Raw genomic sequence first — 15,133 nt, forward strand, 5'->3', positions numbered from 1 at the left:
CTCCACCTACCTTGTCGGTTGGCTGGCGTACCGGGTCTTGAACAACAGAGACCAGGTCGCCCGGCAGTGACGCCAGCAGGCCTGTATTGCGCCCCGACCGCGTCGTTTCAACAGCGCCTTGAGCGCCAGTACCAGGTCGCCCAAGGTGACCAGCAGCATGTGCAGGGCAAGGCCCGCCAACCCATGATGCTTGCGGAAGTACAGCAGCTCGCTTTCGATCTGGTATGACGAGATCTGCCGGCTGGCCGCCTCCAGTTCGGCCACCGATCTGGAGCTTTCCCCTCCGATGTGCACCACCGTGGTATGCGGGTAGAACACCACCTTCCAGCCCGCCGCCTTCACCCGCTTGCAGTGGTCGACCTCCTCGTAATAAAGAAAGTAGCGCGGGTCGAACAGGCCCACCTGGTCGAGCACTTCGCGGCGCACCAGGTAGAAGCAGCCAGGCAGCCAGTCGCACTCGCGGACAGAAGCGTGGTCCCAATCCATTTCGTCGACCATTTTCAAGCCCGGGAAGAAACGCCCCAGCCCGGTACGCCCGACGAACACGTTGAACGGTGTGGGGAAGTAGCGGCAACTGGGCTGCAGGGCGCCGTCGCGTCCCTCCAGGCGGACCCCCAGCACACCGCACTCCGGGTTGGCTTCCATGTAGTCGAGGGTTTTCTGCAGTGAATCGGCGGCGACAAAGGCGTCGGTGTTCAGCAGCAAGGCGTACTTGCCCTTCAGGTGCGCCAGCAACTGGTTGTTGGCCCGGCCGAACCCCACGTTCTGCTTGTTGCTCAGCAGCAGCGCCTGCGGGCATACCTCGGCCATGCGCTGCAGCGAGTCATCGGCCGAGGCATTGTCCACCACCAGGTAGCTGGCCAGCCGTTCGCTGTCGGCCCGACGCAGTGCATCGAACATCGGCTGCAGCAGCCCGGCCGTGTTGAAGTTGACCACCATGACGTCCACAGGTTTGCTAGCCATTGTTGCCGTCCCCGAAGAAATACTGGCGCCTTTGCGCCATCAGCTGCGGCTCCAGTTGCGGGTCGTAGGCACCATTGCGCTGCTTGACCAGGTCGATCCATGGGTAGGCTTCGCAACGTGCCTCAACCCGCTTGATCAACGCCTCGGTGGTGCATATGAACTCAGCAGGGTTGCCACCGAACACCGTGCCCGGCGGCACATCCTTGGTCACCACGGCACCGGCGGCCACGATCGACTCAGGCCCGATGGTGACGCGAGGCATGACGATTGCACCGTGGCCGATGAAGCAGTTGTCCTTGATGTCGATGAAACCGACCGAATCCAGGTGCTTGCCGAAGCGATGTTCGATCAGCAATACCACCCCGTCATGACCGATCAGGGTGCAGTCGGACAGCCCCACACTGTTGCCGATGCGAACCAGCGAAGGGTCGAGGAACTTGCAGCCTGTATTGACATAGAAGTTGCTGCCTACCGAGTGGAAGTTGCCCCAACGGGCAAGGTATGCCCCCCACTCAAGCCCTGACGGCTTGCAGAACCTCCTGTAGAAGGAGCTTCCTCGCCCCGTTGCATGGACATAGTGCGCCACTGCCTTGCGTATCCATCCCTTCATTCTGCCAGCCTCGCAATCAAAGCCATCTGGACTGTCCCTGAGGCGCATCCGGTCTCGTTCTTGTGGGTGCTGACCGTCGCGCACTCAACCCGTTTACAACATGCATCACCCCACGGCGTCGCTGGCCGCGCTCAGCCTGGCATCGAGGTGGTCGGCCAGGCGTACCGCAAACTGCAGCAGCGGCATGGTCGGATTGCAAGCGCCGCCCGTGGCAAAGATGCTGCTGCCGGCGACATAAAGATTTTCGGTACCGAACACCTTGCAGTTGGTATCGACAACACCAAACTGCGCCGAAGACGCCATGCGCGTGGTACCCATGTGATGGGCATGTGGCGACAGCTTCAGCGGTATCGAGGTGTCGTAAACGAAGTCATTGAGCTTGATGTAGCCCAGGTCCATGGCAACCCACTGCTTGGCCAACTCGCTTCCGATGCACTTGATGGTGTGCCGGTCATCAGCGGTCAGGGCCCAGTTGACATTGACCTTGGCCACGCCCAGTGCGTCCTTCTCCTCCAGCAGCGAAATACGGCTGTGCAGGTTGGGAAACTGCTCGATCATGGTGCTGATGACGCCATCACCGGGGCAGTTGAACTTGGCCACGAAGGCAATCTTGCTGGCGACTCCCATGTCGCAGACCAGGTTCTCCAGAAAATGCTTCACCTCGGCAGTACGACCATAGGTTTGCACATCAGCCAGCAAGGCGGCCCTGACGTTGCCCTTGCCTGCCTTGTACTCCTCAACGAAGGCATCGGTGGTGTAGTACTCGCGCGGGTCAGGGGCCAGCCCCGAGTTGAGGATGAAGGTGCCCAGGTCAATGTTCAGATGCTCCATGAAACACCCGCCGACCAGCCCGTCCTTGCTCACTATCCCCGCCGCCGCCAACGACTCGCTGTTGAGCAGTTGCCGGGCATTCTCGATGGCACCTGTAGCGAGTACGAAGTTTCTTGCAACCAGGCGCTGGCGATTGCACTCGTAATCGGAAAGCACGACTGCAGCAAGGTGACCGGAGGCCTGGTCGAACTCCAGGTTCACGCAATTGCAGTTGATGAATACGTCCAGGCCCTGGGTCTGCTCCAGGGCCGTGGCGTACTTCTGCGCAAAGCGCGTTGGCGGGCTGAGCAGAAAGCGGTCCGGTTCGAAGTCACCGCCGTCGAGGCCATCATTCAACGCGCGAAAGTTTGCCCCTGGCGGCAGGTCGACGATATCCATGGCAGCAGGCAGGTAGCCTGCGATCTCCGAATAAGGAATGGGCCAGCCAGGCAAGCCGCCAATGGGGGGAGCTGCGAAGTCCGAGGGGCTGAACGGCCGGCAACGGCCGGCCCAATGGTTGGATGTGCCGCCCAGATAACGCAGGCGAGCTTCCCCGGCATACAGCTCCAGGCCAGTTGATGCACAGGCGTACAAGGCTTGCGAGTTCGCCGAGTACTCGCGCCCGCCACCTTCGGCAAGCAGGACGCTCCAGCCGGCGGCGGCCAGGCGCAGGCCCAGGGTGATACCGGCCGGGCCGGCGCCGATGATGCAGACATCGTAACTGTCGCGCAGCGCCTTCTGCTGCTGATAGTCCCTGATCATGCGTGCTCGTTCCGGAAGTAACGGGACGGCAGTACCCAGCCGTTGATCACCACGAACCCAGGCCTGCCAGCAGGTTGGCTGGTGATGGCTGGCGTAGCAGCGAACACCACACCACCTACACCCAGCAAGACACAACTCTGGAGAAACCCCCTACGACCCAATTGCGCAGTACAAAACGTAAACTTCCCCATGATCCAATGACCTGCACCTTTGAAAGTTTCACCCGACAAGCAGAATTACAGCCAGTTGAAAAAGGCTGTCAGCAGCGCCCCGCAAAGTGCCCCGACCAGTAGCATCGGCAGCACCACCAGCTCACGCCTCAGGCTGAACATATCCAGCTTGCGATTCACGTACACGATCAACACAAGGGTTGGCACGGTATGCAGGGCAACCCCCCAGATCGCCCAGTCAACTCCACCGATCGCCAGCAACAGTGGCAGCCCCCCCCACAACGAGACCAGGCGGATGATGTTATCCATGGCCTGGTACCTGGTCAGGCCCAGGGCAATCCATACCTGATGAGCCAAGGTATAGCGCAATGTGAGGAACGATAGCGAAAGAATGGCCATCATCGGGCCAGCTTCACGGTAGCGATCGTCGTACAGCCAACCGATCAGCAAAGGGCTGGCGGTCAGGAAGCCGCCACAGATGAACAGCACCAGCAGGTCGACCAGCAGGCGGAAGCGGTAATACAGCGCCTTGAGGCGCTCCTTGTCATCGGCCCGTGCCGCTTCGCTGAAGGCGGGCAGCGCCACCGCGCCGAAAACCTTCATCAGCGCGGTCTGCACGGCCCCCAGGATCAACACGGCAATCGAATATACACCCAGTTGTGCCGCCGTCATGCTGGCGCCAAACCACATGCGATCACCGTACATGGCCAGCACGCCGACCATCGACGACAGCAAGATCCAGCGGCCGAACACGATCAGTTCGGTCAGCGCGCTGTGGTCCCACTGCAGGCGGTTGTCATGCCCCTCCAGGGCGGTGTGACCGAGCAGGGTCCAGGCCACGGCAGACACCAGGCCGGCGATCACCAGTGCCCACACCGAATGGGTCAGGTAGCCCAGCACCAGCATCACCACCAGGCCGACCGCCTGCGAGGCCAGGTCCACCAGCACCACGCGCTTCTGTTGGAAAGTCCGTACCGCGACATCTATCTTGGTGGACTGGAAGCCCCAGATCACCGCCGACAGCCCGGTTGCCGCCAGCACCATCGGCAACACCGGTGCGGCATAGGTGGAGTCCGCCGGCCACAGCTCGGCGAGCTGGGCGAACCAGGCCCCCAAGGCCAGCAGCAAGGTCAGGGCGAACAGCACGAAGCCGCGGATGATCTGCACGGTCCATGCAGTATTGAGAAAATCCGGGTCGTCACCGCGATGGCTCTGGATGATGTTCTGCCGCAGGCCGACATCGGACAGTAGATGCAGGAGTACCGAAACGGTGGTGGCGATGACCATCACCCCGAACATTTCCGGCAGCAGCAAGCGGGCCATGATCAGGTTGCCGCCAAGGCGCATCACCTGTGACGCCACTTGTGCAACCAGGTTCCATGACCCGGCCCTCAGGGCCCGCTTGCGCAGGCTCGCGGTGGCAGACACATCAATCGACGGCATGAGTACAATCTCTGACTGACAGGCTAAAAGGTCACTATAGTTTCAATCAGCCACGACGCTAGCCGTTGCCCACCGATGCAAAGGTGCACATAGCCAATGCCTGAACATTTTCGTGCGTTGATCGTCATCCTTTTTCTGGCGAGCGTGGTCTTTCTGCTGGCGCGGCGGCCTGCCACCGACCTGATTCCGCTGAGCGACTTCAAGCGCCGACGCAACCTGTGGTTCCTGCTTACCCTGCTGGCCTTCTTCTCGCATAGCTTCTGGCTGTACCTGGGTGCTGGCGCCGTCATCCTGTACATCGCCGGGCGCCGCGAACACAACCCCATGGCGCTGTTCTACATGCTGCTGTTCCTGATCCCGCCGGCTTCGGTGCAGGTGCCCGGGTTTGGCGTGGTCAATTACCTGGTCGACCTCAACCATATCCGCCTGCTGGCCCTGTGCGTGCTGTTGCCGGCGGCGCTGGCCCTGCGCCGGCAAGGCGACACCCTGCGCTTCGGCCGCACCTGGCCCGACAGGTTGTTGGCGGCCGGCCTGCTGCTGATGAGCGTGCTGTACCTGCGCGAGACCACCCTGACCGACACCCTGCGCCAGACGCTGTACCTGTTTGTCGACGTGTTACTGCCGTATTACGTGGCCAGCCGTGGCCTGCGCCAGATCAGCGACTTCAAGGACACCCTGCTGGCCTTCGTGCTTGCCTCATTCGTTCTGGCCCTGATCGGCGTGGCCGAGTACGTGCGCCACTGGCTGCTGTACAGTGCCCTGGTCGACGCCATGGGCGTGCCGTGGAGCATGTCCGGCTACCTGAGCCGTGGCGGTTCGCTGCGCGCCAGCGTCACCACCGGGCAGGCGATTGCCCTGGGCTATGTGATGAGCGTGGCCATCGGCCTGTTCCTGTTCGTCCAGGGTTACGTGCGCCGCCCCCTGCAGCGGGCCATGGGCGCCCTGCTGCTGGCCGCAGGGCTGTTCGCGCCACTGTCCCGCGGCCCGTGGATCGGTGCCGTGGTCATCGTGGTGGTGTTCATCGCCCTGGGCAAAGGTGCGGTCAGGCGCCTGGCGCTGCTCGCTGCGGCCGGCATGCTGGCCCTGCCCTTGCTGACCATCGTGCCCGGTGGCGACAAGGTACTGGACATGCTGCCGTTCATTGGCAACCTCGAGAAAGAGAACATCACTTACCGCGAACGGCTGATGGACAACTCGTGGATCGTCATCCAGCGCAACCCACTGTTCGGCTCGTTCGACTTCCGCAACACCCCGGAAATGCAATCGATGATCCAGGGTGACGGCATCATCGACATCGTCAACACCTATATAAACCTGGCACTGCGGGTCGGGCTGGTCGGGCTGGGCCTGTTCGTGGCGTTCTTCGCGGCCGTACTGCACGGTATCCGCAAGGCCATGCGCAGTTTCCCCGACAAGGACGACGAGCGACGCCAGCTCGGCCGGGCATTGCTGGCGACACTGATCGGCATCCTGGTGATCATCTTCACCGTCAGCAGCATCACCTTCATCCCGGTGGTGTACTGGACTGTCGCCGGACTGGGCGTGGCCTATGTCCAGATGGTTCGCCAGCTGCACAACAGCCAGGCCATCGCGCTGGCCGACCCCGCCCTTCAACCCAGGTGACGCCTATGAACCTGCTCCCCCTGCGCCGCTGGGGTTTTCAAACCCTGCTGCGGGTTTCGGCCATCGCCGGCCTGGCCTCACTGCCGCTCACCGGCTGGGCCTCAGCGTGGCAAGTCAGTGTCGATGAACAGAACGGCCTGCCCTTGGTGACCCGCGGTGGTGGGCCAGTGATGAAAGCCAAGTTCGACTTCTGGGCGGCCAACTGGAGCTGGACCGATTTTTCCACCACGTTCAAGGTGGTTGGCCCCGACCACTACACGCTGCAGGGCAAGAACAAGGAACTGGACTTCGATCTGGCGGCGGATATCCGCAAGGAGCAGGCGCAAACCCTGGGCTGGGCCTTCGACCTCGAGGCCCACAGCCGCCAGGCCGGAGTAATGGGCGGTGGCATGGTGTTCGAGTTCGACCCTGCGCAAATCGCCGGGGGCATGGGTGCACCGCAGCTGCTGCCCGGCAACCGCGGCTGGTCATGGGGCAAGGCTGACCAGGGCCGACGCATCGAAATGCGCTTCGACCCGCCGCTGGCCAAGGTGTATTTCGAGCGCGGCAACCCGTCCGAACTGCGTGCGTTCATTTACAGCGACCCGATCAACGCTGGTCGGCAGCAGATCAAGGCGGTGCTGAACATCACCGGCGACATCGACCTGGGTCCCACGCCCAGCGAACGCTTCGGCCTGGCCGACCCCGCCGGTTGGCCCGACGACCAACTGGACTGGCGCACCTCGCCCGTGGACCTGTCATTCCTCAACGCCCCGGAAAAGCCTGCCGGTAAGCATGGCTTCGTCAAGGCTGTCGGCGAGCAGCTGGTGTTCGAAAACAACACCCCAGTGCGCTTCTGGGGCACCAACCTGTCCGCCTATTCGCTGTTCAAGAGCCCCGACGAAGAAATCCGCCAACAGGCCAAGCGCCTGTCGGCACTGGGGTTCAACCTGGTGCGTTTGCATCACCACGACTCGCCCTGGGTCAGCCCGAACGTGTTCGGCGACGGCACCCTGGTGCGCGATACCCAGCAGCTCAGTGCCGAATCGCTGCGCAAGCTCGACTTATGGATCAAGGCGCTCAAGGACGAGGGCATCTATATCTGGCTGGACCTGCACGTGCAGCGGGCGCTTACTGCCAATGACAATATCGATGACTTCAAGGAACTGGCCAAGGGTGAGAGCCATGTCGACCTGAAGGGTTACGCCTATGTGAACCGAAGCATCCAACAGGCGATGAAACGCTTTGCCGAGCAGTACCTGACTCATGTGAATGAATACACCGGCCTGGCTTACAAGGACGACCCCGCCATCGCTGCCGTACTGCTCACCAATGAGAACGACCTCACCCAGCATTACGGTAACGCCCTGATGCCGAACAAGGACGTGCCGCGCCATAGCGAGCGCTACATGGAAGCGGCCAAAGCCTTCGCCAAACAATATGACCTGCCCACCGACCTCACCTGGCGCGCCTGGGAGCATGGCCCTTCGAAGCTGTTTCTCAACGACCTGGAACAGCGCTTCAACACCGACATGATCACTCACCTGCGCGGCCTCGGCGTGAAAGTGCCGATCGCCACCACCAGTACCTGGGGCGGCAATGGCCTGAGCGCGCTGCCGGCACTGACCACAGGCGATGTCATCGATGCCCATGGCTACGGTGCCAATGGCCAACTGGAGAAGAACCCGTTGACCAGCGACGGCGTGATCGACTGGCTCGCTGCCGCCCAGGTAGTCGGCAAGCCGCTGACCGTCACCGAGTGGAACGCCGAACCCTTCCCGCTGCCCGACCGCCACTCGCTGCCGCTGTACGTGGCCGGCACCGCCGCCCACCAGGGCTGGGACGCCATGATGCAGTACGCTTACAGCCAGCAGGCCTTCAACCCTGGCTGGCGCACGGCGGATAACTGGCACGCGTACAACGACCCGGCGATGATCGCCACCCTGCCCGCTGCCGCCCTGCTCTATCGCCGTGCGGATGTGAAGCCGGCCACTACCCGATACGTTTTCGCGCCGACGCCCGCCACCCTGTACAACCAGGAGATCACCCCGCGCAACTCGCCACTGCTGCGCACGGCCATGGAAAAGGGCCAACTGCAGATCGCCCTGCCACAGACGCCGGAGTTGCCCTGGCTGAAACCCGCCGCCATCCCTGCCGGTGCGCAGGTACTGCAGGACCCGGAGCAGTCCTTGCTGCCGGCCGACGCCACGGAAGCGGTCAGCGATACGGGCGAACTCAAGCGCAACTGGCAACAGGGCATCTATACCATCGATACACCGCTGACCCAGGCCGCCACCGGATGGCTGGGAGGTCGCTTGATCAGCCTGGGCGACATCCAGGTGCATGCACGAACGCCGTACGCCAGCGTCGTGGTGCAAAGCCTGGACGGCAACCCCCTGGGCCAGTCGCGTGAACTGCTGCTGTCGCTGGGTACCCGGGCCGTGCCCAAGGCCGATGACAAGACACCGTTCAACGTAGAGCCGTTTGCCGGCACCTTGAACATCAAGGCGCCTGCTGGCCTGAAGCTGTTCGCCCGGGATGCACAGGCCCAGTTGAAACCCTTGCCGATGGCTTACCAGGATGGACGCTACAGCATCACGTTCGACGGCAAGTACATGTCCAACTGGCTGTTCTTGAAATAGGGCATATGGCCATCTACTCTCACAACAGTCCTGTAGCTGAAAAGCGCAGCTGTACAACAGCAGAGTCCAGGAGGCATGGATGAGGTTTCTGGTTGTCGGTGGCGCAGGCTACATTGGCTCGCACATGGTCAAGCACCTGCTCGGTACGGGCCATGAGGTGGTGGTGGCGGACCTCGTCTCGCCCGGCCCCGGCGTCCAGTGGGCGAAACTGGACATCGCCGACGAGCCCGCCCTGGATGTGCTGTTCGGTGTTTGCCGCTTCGATGCCGTGTTCCACTTTGCCTCGTTCATCCAGGTGGGCGAGTCGGTCAGCGTGCCCGGCAAGTACTACCAGAACAATGTTGCGGCCACCCTTTCCCTCCTCCAGGCCATGGTGAATGCCGGTATCAGGCACCTGGTGTTTTCTTCCAGCGCAGCCGTCTACGGCAACCCGCAGTACGTGCCGATCGACGAAGCGCATGCCAAGGGGCCGATCAACCCGTATGGGTTGAGCAAATGGATGGTCGAGCAGATTCTCGAGGACTTCGACCGGGCCTATGGCTTGAAGTCGGTATGCCTGCGTTACTTCAACGCAGCGGGCGCAGACCCGGAGGGCCAGCTGGGAGAGCGTCATGACCCGGAAACCCACCTGATCCCGCTGATCCTGCAGGCCGCTTCGGGCCGGCGTGATGCAGTAACGGTTTTTGGCCGCGACTACGACACGCCGGATGGCACCTGCATACGCGACTATGTGCATGTGGCCGACCTGGCGGCGGCTCATGCACTGGCGGTGGATTACCTGCTGGCGGGTGGCGAGCGAACCGCGTTCAACCTGGGCAACGGGCTGGGCTTTTCCGTGCAGCAGGTGATCGATACGGCCCGGGCGGTGACTGGCCGGCAGATCCGCACCCTCGACGCCCCCCGCCGCCCCGGCGACCCGCCCCGGTTGGTGGCGGATGCTGGCAAGGCCATGCACATGCTGGGCTGGCGGCCGGAGTTTGCCTCGCTGGAGTCGATTGTGCGGCATGCGTGGCAGTGGGAGTTGCAGTACCCCTGGGCTCGCTACCCCACCCGCTGAAAGAGTGCGCCATACCTGTGGCAGCGGGCGCGTCCGCGAACACCGGCGCAGCCGGTGCCATCCACCGCGTCGCCTGCTTCGCGGGTAAACCCGCTCCCACAAAGACCCCACCAGCTGAAGGAATGTGCTGTACCTGTGGGAGCGGGCGCGCCCGCGAACACCGGCGCAGCCGGTGCCATCCACCGCGTCGTCTGCTTCGCGGGCATGCCCGCTCCCACAGAGACCCCACCAGCTGAAGGAATGCGCTGTACCTGTAGGAGCGGCCTTGTGTCGCGATGGGCTGCGAAGCAGCCCCAGAATACGAGACTCAATAATAGGTTCGAGGCTGCTCGTCAGCTTTGTTCAATACCGTTCCCACCAGGTTCACCCTTGCCAGGTGATGCAGGCAATCCTCGATCTCCTTCCTGTTGTTCATACCGTTGGCCACCACCAGCAGCACACAGTCGAACTTGGGTATCACGGTGATCGCATCGTCAGAACTGAGCAATGGCGGCAAATCGAAAATGCAGATGCGCGACTCGTAGCGGTTGCGCAGTTCGCTGATCAGGTTGCTCACTTTGGGCGACGACAGCATTTCGGTGGACAACGGCACCGGCACCCGCGTGGGCAGCACCACGAACCGAGGCAAGGTCGGGTTGACCAGGCAGTCCTGCAACTCGGCCTTGTCCGTCAGAAACTCGTTCAACGCCTGGTCCATGGGCAGGCCCAGGCTGCTGCCGACCTTGGGTCGACGCAGGTCGAAGTCCACCAGTAAAGCGGTCTTGGTGGTGTGGTGGGCGATGCTCATGGCCAGGTTGATCGCCAGCACCGTCTTGCCCGCTTCAGGGGTTGGCGAGGTGATGGCCAGGGTTCGCCAGCCATTCTCGTCCATGGTCCTGAGCACCTGCGTGCGCAGCAGGTCGATCGGCCCGTTCATGTTGGAGTTCTTGTTGTAGGCGACGATACGGTGACGCTCCAGGTGCTCCGCGCGCAGCGGCACCACCTTGGTGTTCACGTAATCGAACTGGCCAGGCACTTCCGCCAGTGCCGTACCAGGGGCGGGTGACAAGGCCTGCGGGGTACCCGGGGTAACCTGGTGAAGATTATTGCCGACAGCCTGCTTGGTCCTGTCCATCACTGCTTCCCTATGCAAACCGAGACATGACTTTGAACAACAGCACATCCAGTGGCATGTAGAACACGTGCACCAGCACTACCATGATAGCCGCCAGCGCCAGTGCCGCCACGATCAGCCAGTTGCGCCAACGCTTGCGCCTGGCCACATCGGCCTTGGTATCGATGTATGGCAGCGCCACCAGCACCCGCCTGCCCAGCAGGTTCTCCAGTGCACCGACGCCGCGAATGCGCTGGTTGAACATCTCCAGCAGCATCACCAGCGCACCGCCACCTGCCGGTGCCAGCACCAGGCCCAGCGCAGCGATCTTCTTGCGGTTGGGCTTGATCGGTTTCTCGGGCATCAGTGGTGGCTCAAGCAGTACAAAGCGCTCGGCCTTGTTCTCCTGCTCCAGGCTTTCGGTAATCTTCGCGCCCATTTCCTTGGCGCGGATTTCCTCGTACTTCTTGCGCGCGTTGTCGTGGTCACGCATCAAGGTCACCAGGCCACGCTCGACCTGCGGCGCCTCGAGGATCTCAGCCTCGTAGCCTTCCATCTTGCGGGTCAACTCGCGCTTTTGCTCGGCCAGCGAAGCAATGCGCTCCTGTGCCGCGCTCATCTTGGCGCGCACGCGGGCGACATCGAGGCCGACCATGGAGGCCGCCGCCGTGCGATTGCCACTGGCTTCGAGCGCCTGGATCCTGCGCTTGACCGCCACCACATCGGGGTGGGCTTCCTTGTAGCGGCTCAGCAGCCGGGCATATTCGGCCTTCAGGCTGGGCAGGTCCTGGGGCTGCTCGGCACCGGCCACCCTGGGGCCTTCGCCGGCCTTGGTTGCCAGCCCGGCATTGGCCGCGGACAGTTCCAGCTCAAGGTAACGCAGTTCTTCCTGGGCGGCCTTGTAATCACGGTCGACCTCGCGGAACTCCAGCTCCGATCGTGACAGCATGTTCATGCGCAAGGTCTGGTGCTCGGGCAAGGCGTTGGCGTGGGCCTGCTTGAAATCCGCCAGCTGGTTTTCCAGGTTGGCCAGCTCGGCACCCAGCTTGTTAGCCTCCTGAGTGAGGAACTCGGTGGTTTCGTTGGCCCGCTCGGTACGCTGCTTGAGGTTCTCGTTGAGGAACAGCGTCACCAACTCGTCGGCGACGTCCTTGGCCACCTCGGGCTGCTTGTGCTCGAAGGACACATTGAACGCCACGGTCGCTTCACCCCGCCCGCGCACGTATGTGGTAAGGGTTTCGACGACGATGGCGCTGCGCATGTGGTCGATCTTGTCGCTATCGCTGAAGCGCTTGTCGGGAAACAGGTTGTACTTGTCGATGATGCGCAGCAGGTTCTCGCGGGTCATCACCCGCTGGCGAATCACTTCGATGCGTTCATCGGCAAAGCTGGTGTTGTTGGTCGACACCAGCTCAGGGGAAATCTGCTGCGACTCCACCAGGATGGTGCCGGTCGATTGGTAGATCGGCGGCACCATCACCGCGACTGCGACGGTCGCGGCCAGGATGACTACGATGCTCACCCCCAATAACAGGGCCCTGTCCTTGATTATGGCAATGTAATCTCTGAGGGAGAGCTCGTAGTCAGACTTCATGGGGCCACCTGCCTGAAGTTCAGATGTCGGGGTACCTGTACGTCAACGTCAAACCCACGATCGTAGCGTTCGCATCGGCTTCGTTATCCTGCTGCCGTTCCTTGTACATCAGCGACAGGCGCAGGTCCCAGTACGGCGAAAACTCGCGGCTGGCCCACACGCTGTAAGTCTGCAGGGTGTTGGGGGTCTGCCCTTTGCTGTCTTGCCAGGCAGCGTCCGCGCCCACCCGGGTCAATTCGCTGACGGCGTAACTCCACACACCGCGCACCTGGTCCAGCTCGGCGAAGCCGCCTTCGGCGCTGGCTACCGTGCTGCGTTCGGCGGTGAAGCTGGCGACGGCGCGCGCACCGGTGTACAGCAGCGCAACCCCACCCTCCCCGCGTCGGCCACCTTCGTCACCGGAAACCTCGGTGACACCCACATGCGCATCGGCGCTGAGGCTTTCGGAAAACTGGTACTTGACCCCGACCGCGGGGCTGTAGCTGTTGGACGCCGTCGCCGTCTGGTCCTCCTCGGGCTCATAGCGCCGGGCACCAAAGCGGCTGTACAGATCGGCTCGCTCGCTCCAGGCGTAGGTCCAGGTGAACACGTTGCCCAGTTCTTCGTACCCCGTCAGCGTACTGATGTCATAACGGGCACGGTTGTACGTGGTTTCGTTGCTCAAGGTGCTACGCTCGGTAACCGCCTGGCTCCAGTTGCCGGTCAGCGTATACAGCTTTTGCGTGCCATCGGTGGTGACCACACCGGTATCCAGCACCGTTCCCGACAGCGTCGAACTTTCGTTGTAACGCGCCAGCAGGCCAAACCGCCCGCGCTCGGTCTGACGCTGCCAGCCCAGGCTCACGTCAGGGTCCTCACGGTTGTCGACCACCGCCGTGTCGGACGAGCGCAATACATTCATGCCCAGCCCCAACCTCAGTTCGTCACGGTCGAAGGTACCGATCAGGGTGTAATCCGGCGCGATGATCGTGCGCGTTATGCCCTTTTCACCCGACGACAGCAGCAAGGGGTTGCTGTCATGTTCGACGGATGTCGGTACCACTACCGTAGACTGCCAATTTGCTGCCAAGACCGTGTTCGTAAACGGCAACACCAAGATTGCCGTTGCAATACTAGTTGTTCTGAGAAGAGGCATTAAGTGTTCTTATTAAAGGCATGATCAAGGGACGACCAGCGTATCGCCAGCCTGAAGTTGGATGTTGGTGGACATATCCCGGCCAGACACCAGGTCTCTATATCGCACGGGCAGGATTTTTTGGGAAGCGCCAGTGCCGCGCACCACTTTGATTTCGCTTTCATCTGCAAACTTGTCCAGGCCGCCGGACATGCTCAGGGCCTGCAACACTGCGGTAGGGCCCGCCATCTGTACCGGCCCGGGCTTTATCACTTTGCCTTGTACATAGACCAGGTTGCCGGCGATGCTCTTGACGACAACGCTGACGTTCGGGTCGGGGAGGAATTTCTCGAGTTTGGCAGCCACTTGTTTTTCAACGGTCGTCACATCCAGCCCGGCAACATCGATGCGACCTGCCAGGGGGAACGTGATACTTCCATCGGGAAGTACGGTGGCTTCCTGGCGCAGGCTATCTTCCTGCCACACCGAAACCATCACCACATCGCCGGGGCTGAGCAGGTAGGTAGCACTGCTCGGGTCGGCCTTACCGGCACCAGACCACACCATCAGCATGCAGAACGCGGCAAACATTGAACGCACCATGAGGGTCCCTCCGGCCGAAAAGGCCCGACAAAGAGCACTGAATGAGAACAGCACACCAACTCTCGCTCCGCTTCGCGGCATACGCCAACCGCGATGACCTCGATCTTTACGAGGCCTTGCCTTGACGCTGTGCAGCCTGGGCTTTGCTGCCTGCAACCGTGGACCTGCACGGGCTACTGGCAATATAGCAACGGCTGGGGAATTGACAAGCGAGGCCCCGGGCCGCTGGCGTCAAGGTTAGAACCCAGGCTGGCGGATTCAGATCTTTCTCCTGTTGGCGACAGCTACAAAGCCAACGACAGCAAATGCAAAGAACCACCCTGCCGTTGAAACAGGGACGATACTGTTCTGATTGACATACATATCCGCGGCACGCGCTGCGCCACTTAACAGCGCCAGCAAAGACATCGATTTGATAATCAGAGCCGTGCGCATACGCCCTCCTGAAGAGGAAAATCAACTGTTTGTTGGCGTGGTGTTCGGGAGTTGTTTCACCGTTGAGATGAGCTTATGAACACAATGACATTGCGTCAACGATTCGACACTATAATAAAATTCAATGGGCGCCGGACAATATAGTCAAAATATCGACGCGCAAATCGAGCATAGGGCGCTGCATTGGTGGCGCCATAGTTTCATCGCTGAGAAAGGCAAGGCCGTGGGGCGCTTT

The 15,133-nt window shown here is 61.8% G+C and carries 12 protein-coding genes; 3 read left to right on the plus strand and 9 right to left on the minus strand.

What is annotated here, in order from left to right:
- Positions 1-6 precede the first annotated feature (6 nt).
- The 4 genes from KDB76_RS15685 to KDB76_RS15700 all read right to left on the minus strand — a co-directional run bounded on the left by KDB76_RS15685 (position 7) and on the right by KDB76_RS15700 (position 4,758).
- Positions 7-963 (minus strand): glycosyltransferase family 2 protein, encoded by a 957-nt coding sequence (locus KDB76_RS15685; protein ID WP_003259801.1) that lies wholly within the window; start codon positions 961-963, stop codon positions 7-9.
- Positions 956-1,573 (minus strand): acyltransferase, encoded by a 618-nt coding sequence (locus KDB76_RS15690; RefSeq protein WP_024087161.1) that lies wholly within the window; start codon positions 1,571-1,573, stop codon positions 956-958. Before KDB76_RS15690 ends, KDB76_RS15685 begins: the two co-directional genes overlap by 8 nt.
- Before the next feature lie 105 nt (positions 1,574-1,678).
- A complete protein-coding gene (locus tag KDB76_RS15695) occupies positions 1,679-3,145 on the minus strand; it encodes a GMC family oxidoreductase (protein WP_038409670.1) in 1,467 nt (488 codons plus the stop codon).
- A gap of 236 nt (positions 3,146-3,381) precedes the next feature.
- Entirely contained in the window at positions 3,382-4,758 is a 1,377-nt protein-coding gene (locus KDB76_RS15700) for an oligosaccharide flippase family protein (RefSeq protein ID WP_038409672.1), read from the minus strand.
- Positions 4,759-4,854: 96 nt separating this feature from the next.
- Here KDB76_RS15700 and KDB76_RS15705 point away from each other — a divergent pair, with 96 nt between their 5' ends.
- The 3 genes from KDB76_RS15705 (at position 4,855) to galE (ending at position 10,059) form a co-directional block, all read left to right on the plus strand.
- Entirely contained in the window at positions 4,855-6,381 is a 1,527-nt protein-coding gene (locus tag KDB76_RS15705) for an O-antigen ligase family protein (protein WP_038409673.1), read from the plus strand.
- Between the two features lie 5 nt (positions 6,382-6,386).
- On the plus strand, positions 6,387-9,002 hold the full coding sequence (locus KDB76_RS15710) for a cellulase family glycosylhydrolase (protein ID WP_038409674.1): 2,616 nt from the start codon (positions 6,387-6,389) through the stop codon (positions 9,000-9,002).
- Between the two features lie 79 nt (positions 9,003-9,081).
- Positions 9,082-10,059 carry a UDP-glucose 4-epimerase GalE gene (gene galE / locus KDB76_RS15715; protein WP_038409675.1) on the plus strand — a complete coding sequence of 326 codons (978 nt, stop codon included), beginning with the start codon at positions 9,082-9,084 and terminating at the stop codon, positions 10,057-10,059.
- Positions 10,060-10,366: 307 nt separating this feature from the next.
- Here the strand turns inward: galE and KDB76_RS15720 are convergent, their stop codons facing one another.
- The 5 genes from KDB76_RS15720 to KDB76_RS15740 all read right to left on the minus strand — a co-directional run bounded on the left by KDB76_RS15720 (position 10,367) and on the right by KDB76_RS15740 (position 14,898).
- Positions 10,367-11,173, minus strand: coding sequence for a CpsD/CapB family tyrosine-protein kinase (locus tag KDB76_RS15720; protein WP_013972714.1), 807 nt, complete (start codon positions 11,171-11,173; stop codon positions 10,367-10,369).
- Between the two features lie 10 nt (positions 11,174-11,183).
- Positions 11,184-12,746 (minus strand): Wzz/FepE/Etk N-terminal domain-containing protein, encoded by a 1,563-nt coding sequence (locus KDB76_RS15725; protein WP_038409677.1) that lies wholly within the window; start codon positions 12,744-12,746, stop codon positions 11,184-11,186.
- Between the two features lie 19 nt (positions 12,747-12,765).
- A complete protein-coding gene (locus tag KDB76_RS15730) occupies positions 12,766-13,881 on the minus strand; it encodes a hypothetical protein (RefSeq protein ID WP_024087164.1) in 1,116 nt (371 codons plus the stop codon).
- Positions 13,882-13,905: 24 nt separating this feature from the next.
- The gene (locus KDB76_RS15735; protein WP_015270418.1) at positions 13,906-14,463 is read right to left on the minus strand and encodes a polysaccharide biosynthesis/export family protein; all 558 of its coding nucleotides are present in this window, start codon (positions 14,461-14,463) and stop codon (positions 13,906-13,908) included.
- Between the two features lie 258 nt (positions 14,464-14,721).
- The gene (locus tag KDB76_RS15740; RefSeq protein ID WP_200873954.1) at positions 14,722-14,898 is read right to left on the minus strand and encodes a hypothetical protein; all 177 of its coding nucleotides are present in this window, start codon (positions 14,896-14,898) and stop codon (positions 14,722-14,724) included.
- Between the last annotated feature and the right edge of the window lie 235 nt (positions 14,899-15,133).

The organism is Pseudomonas sp. JS425 (genome assembly GCF_018223845.1).
Taxonomy (GTDB): Bacteria; Pseudomonadota; Gammaproteobacteria; order Pseudomonadales; family Pseudomonadaceae; genus Aquipseudomonas; species Aquipseudomonas asiatica.

Coding starts and splice junctions, on each gene's coding strand:
- KDB76_RS15720 (WP_013972714.1), bottom strand. CDS start 11,173: ATGGACAGGACCAAGCAGGCTGTCGGCAATAATCTTCACCAGGTTACC.
- KDB76_RS15690 (WP_024087161.1), bottom strand. CDS start 1,573: ATGAAGGGATGGATACGCAAGGCAGTGGCGCACTATGTCCATGCAACG.
- KDB76_RS15740 (WP_200873954.1), bottom strand. CDS start 14,898: ATGCGCACGGCTCTGATTATCAAATCGATGTCTTTGCTGGCGCTGTTA.
- KDB76_RS15685 (WP_003259801.1), bottom strand. CDS start 963: ATGGCTAGCAAACCTGTGGACGTCATGGTGGTCAACTTCAACACGGCC.
- KDB76_RS15700 (WP_038409672.1), bottom strand. CDS start 4,758: ATGCCGTCGATTGATGTGTCTGCCACCGCGAGCCTGCGCAAGCGGGCC.
- KDB76_RS15725 (WP_038409677.1), bottom strand. CDS start 12,746: ATGAAGTCTGACTACGAGCTCTCCCTCAGAGATTACATTGCCATAATC.
- galE (WP_038409675.1), top strand. CDS start 9,082: ATGAGGTTTCTGGTTGTCGGTGGCGCAGGCTACATTGGCTCGCACATG.
- KDB76_RS15695 (WP_038409670.1), bottom strand. CDS start 3,145: ATGATCAGGGACTATCAGCAGCAGAAGGCGCTGCGCGACAGTTACGAT.
- KDB76_RS15735 (WP_015270418.1), bottom strand. CDS start 14,463: ATGGTGCGTTCAATGTTTGCCGCGTTCTGCATGCTGATGGTGTGGTCT.
- KDB76_RS15705 (WP_038409673.1), top strand. CDS start 4,855: ATGCCTGAACATTTTCGTGCGTTGATCGTCATCCTTTTTCTGGCGAGC.
- KDB76_RS15710 (WP_038409674.1), top strand. CDS start 6,387: ATGAACCTGCTCCCCCTGCGCCGCTGGGGTTTTCAAACCCTGCTGCGG.
- KDB76_RS15730 (WP_024087164.1), bottom strand. CDS start 13,881: ATGCCTCTTCTCAGAACAACTAGTATTGCAACGGCAATCTTGGTGTTG.